This window comes from Streptomyces phaeochromogenes (assembly GCF_001418655.1).
In the GTDB taxonomy this organism is placed as follows: Bacteria; Actinomycetota; Actinomycetes; order Streptomycetales; family Streptomycetaceae; genus Streptomyces; species Streptomyces phaeochromogenes.
This window is the reverse complement of the sequence record NZ_LIQZ01000355.1, coordinates 1-3,698: the sequence shown is the minus strand read 5'-3', so window position 1 is coordinate 3,698 and position 3,698 is coordinate 1. Positions and strand designations below refer to the sequence as shown.

Annotated in this window: 2 protein-coding genes; both read right to left on the bottom strand. The window is 70.7% G+C overall.

All coding sequences use genetic code 11. From position 1 onward, the window contains the following. Positions 1-1,044: N-methyl-L-tryptophan oxidase (solA, locus tag AOK17_RS37635; RefSeq protein ID WP_055617102.1), on the bottom strand; the 1,044-nt coding region annotated here is incomplete at its 3' end. Positions 1,045-1,066: 22 nt separating this feature from the next. Further along, positions 1,067-3,517, bottom strand: coding sequence for a GcvT family protein (locus AOK17_RS37630; RefSeq protein WP_055617101.1), 2,451 nt, complete (start codon positions 3,515-3,517; stop codon positions 1,067-1,069). Positions 3,518-3,698: the final 181 nt, after the last annotated feature.

The following is a 3,698-nucleotide window of genomic DNA, read 5'->3' as shown; positions in this document are numbered from 1 at the left end:
GAAGCCGTGCCCGGAGAACCCGCAGGCCACGGTCACGGACTCCGGGTGCGCGGGATGCCGGGCGAGGACGAAGTGCTCGTCCGGGGTGTTGGAGTACATGCAGGTGGCGGCCTTGAGGAAGGTGCCGGGCAGGTCAGGGATGCAGCGGGACATGTGGTCCGCCATCGCCCCGATCTCGTCCTCGTGGACCGTCCGGTCGATGTTCTCCGGGGTGCACTCGACGCCCTTGCGGAAGAAGGCGACCTTGGCGCCCAGCTCCGGCCCGTCGATGGAGGGGAAGCCGTAGACCTGGACGTTGTCCGCGTCCTCCCAGATGTAGATCGGATGGTTCTCCGGCAGGAACGGCCGGACCCCGCCCTTCGGCTGGAACCAGTACATGACCTGCCGCTCGATGCTGAACGGCACCCCGAGGTCGGTGAGCAGCTGCGGCGCCCACGCGCCCGGGCAGATCACCAACTGGCTCGCGGTGTACGTGTTCTCGGCCGTGTGGACGCGAACCCCGTCCCGGTACGGCTCCCAGCGGGTCATCGGCTCGTCGAAGTGCAGGTCGGCGCCCTGCCGGGTGGCGAGCTGGAGATGGGCCGCGACCATGTTCTCGGGGCGGACGAGGCCGGCCTTCTTCTCGTAGAGCGCGACCTCGTCGTCCTTCGGGTTGAGCGTCGGGAAGCGGCGGCGGATCTCGGCCGCGTCCAGCATCTCGTGGGGCAGGTCCCACTGCTTGGCCGAGCGCAGCGAACCGGAGACGGTCAGCGAGTCGGGTGGCCCGACCATCACGCCGCCGCACAGCGTCGCGATGTCCCGGCCGGTGGCCCGCTCCACGTCTTCGTACAGTTCGTAGGCGCGCAGCAGGAGCGGTACGTACGCCGGGTCCTCGAAGTAGGACTGCCGGGTGATCCGCGAACCGCCGTGACTGGAACCGCGGTTGTGCACCGGCCCGAACTTCTCCAGTCCGAGCACACGCACACCACGCGCGGACAGATGGTGGGCGGCGGCACTGCCCATACCGCCGAGACCGATGACGATCACGTCGTAGGTAGGGGACACAGGGGACCTCCAGAGCTTGCGATCAACGTCGGATGCGGGTCATCTTCGGATCGAAGAGCGGCTCGTCGGCCACGGTCGCGGGCACCTTCTCGCCGAAGTACTCCACGTGCACGTTCGCCCCGGTGGGGAGCACGGGCAGCCAGGCGTAGGCGACGCACCGGCCCAGCGTGTATCCGTACGACGCGCTGGTGACGTAGCCCGCGGGGGAGCCGTCGACGTACACGGGCTCCTTGCCGAGGACGACGGACGCCGGGTCGTCGAGGAGAAGCGGCGTGAGCCGGCGCCGGGGCTCGCCCCGGGCTTCGAGCGCCGCCATCCCCGTGAAGTCCCCCTTGTCCAGGCGGACGGCGAAGCCGACCCCCGCCTCGTACGGGTCGTGCTCGTCGGTCATGTCGGCACCCCAGGCGCGGTACCCCTTCTCCAGCCGCAGGCTGTTGAAGGCGGAGCGCCCGGCGGCGATCACACCGTGTTCCCGGCCCGCCTCCCAGAGCGTGTCCCAGAGGCGGAGCCCCAGGTCGGCGGAGGTGTAGAGCTCCCAGCCCAGCTCGCCGACGTAGCTCAGCCGCATGGCGGTGACCGGGACGTGGCCGAGATACGTCTCCTTCGCGCGGAAGTAGCCGAAGCCCTCGTGCGAGAAGTCGTCGCGGGTCAGCGGCTGGACGAGGTCGCGGGCGAGCGGACCCCAGACGCCGATGCAGCAGGTGCCGGAGGTGATGTCCCGGATGTGGACGCCCTCCGGGGCGTGCCTGGTCAACCAGTCGAGGTCCGCCGGGGAGTTGGCGCCCACCTGGAAGCGGTCGGGGCCGAGCCGCGCGACGGTGAGGTCGGAGCGGATGCCGCCCGTCTCGTCCAGGAGCAGGGTGTACGTGACCGCGCCGGGCTTCTTGCGGAGGTTGTTGGTGGTCATGCCGTGCAGGAAGTCGAGGGCTCCGGGGCCGGTGACCTCAAGGCGGCGCAGGGGGGTCATGTCGTAGAGGGCGACCTTCTCGCGGGTCGCCCTCGCCTCGGCCGCCACGATCGGCGACCAGTAGCGCGCCGACCAGGCGTCCCGCTCGGGGAGCGGGCCGAGGGCGTCGACGAGCGGGGCGTTCGCCTCGTACCAGTGCGGGCGCTCCCAGCCGCCGCCCTCCAGGAAGTACGCGCCCAGCTCCTGCTGGCGGGCGTAGAAGGGGCTGACCCGCAGCGGACGCGGCTGCTCCATCGGCTGGAGCGGATGCAGTACGTCGTACACCTCGACGAACTGCTGCGAACCCCGGTCCCTGATGTACGAGGGGGAGCGCTGGGCGTCCTCGAAGCGGGTGAGGTCGCACTCGTGGGCGTCGGTCTCCGGTCGGCCGTCGACCATCCACTCGGCCACTGCCTTGGCGACTCCGGCCGAGTGGGTGACCCACACGGCCTCCGCCAGCCAGAAGCCGCGCAGCGCACGGGACTCGCCGAGGACGGGCATGCCGTCGGGCGTGAAGGAGAAGACGCCGTTGAAGCCCTCCTCGATCTCCGCCTCGCGCAGCGCGGGCATCAGTTGACGGCAGTCGTCCCAGCTCGGCGCCCAGTCCTCCTCGGTGAAGGGGAACGAGGACGGCATCTCCATGTCGTTCGCGCACGCCTCGTCGTAGTCGAGGACCGCGAACGGGTCGACGGGGAGCGGTTTGTGCGCGTAGCTGCCGATGCCGATGCGGTCGGTGTGCTCGCGGAAGTAGAGGTCGCGGTCCTGGAAGCGGAGGATGGGCTTCGATGCCTCTTCGGTGGCCCCGGCCAGTTCGGGGAGGGGCCTGGTCCGCGCGTACTGGTGGGCGAGCGGCTGCAGGGGTACGTCGATACCGGCCATGCGGCCGATGACCGGACCCCAGAAACCCGCCGCCGAGACCACGTGGTCGGCGGGGAACGTGCCCCGGTCGGTGACGACGGCGGTGACCCTGCCGTCCTCCTGCTCGATGCCGGTGACCGTGTGCCGGTCCAGGAAGCGGGCGCCGCGGCTTTCGGCCCGGGTCAGCTGGGCGCGGGACGCGAGCAGCGCGCGGGCCAGTCCGTCGTCGGGGGTGTGGAAGCCGCCGAGGACGGCCGACTCGTCGATGAGGGGCCAGAGCTCCTTGCACCGGGCCGCGCTCACCATCTCGCCGCGGATGCCCCAGGAAGCGGCGTATCCGGCTCTGCGGTGCAGCTCGGCGAGCCGCTCGGGAGTCGTCGCCAGCTCCAGTCCGCCGACCGGGTTGAAGCAGGGGACCCCGTCCACTTCGAGGGAGTTGAACTTCTCGACCGTGTACCGGGCGAACTCGGTGAGGGTCTTCGACGGGTTCGTCTGGAAGACCAGGCCGGGCGCGTGCGAGGTGGAGCCGCCGGGAGCGGGCAGCGGTCCCTGTTCGAGGACGGTGACGTCGGTCCAGCCGCGGGCGGTGAGCTCGTCGGCGAGGGAACAGCCGACGATGCCGGCGCCCACGATGACCACGCGGGGATTCGTTTCGGGCGTGCTGGACATGCCCCTCCTTGTCGTGGTGGGGGTTGTCGTGGCGGGGGTGAACGCGCTCGGGGAGCGGGGAGGCGGACGTGCTTATGGAGCGGGGACGTTGGGGCGTTCGGCGGCGATCGTGGTGTCCTCGCCGTGTCCGGTGTGGACGTCCGTGTCGCCCGGCAGCGTGAGCAGCCGGTTGCGGATGGAG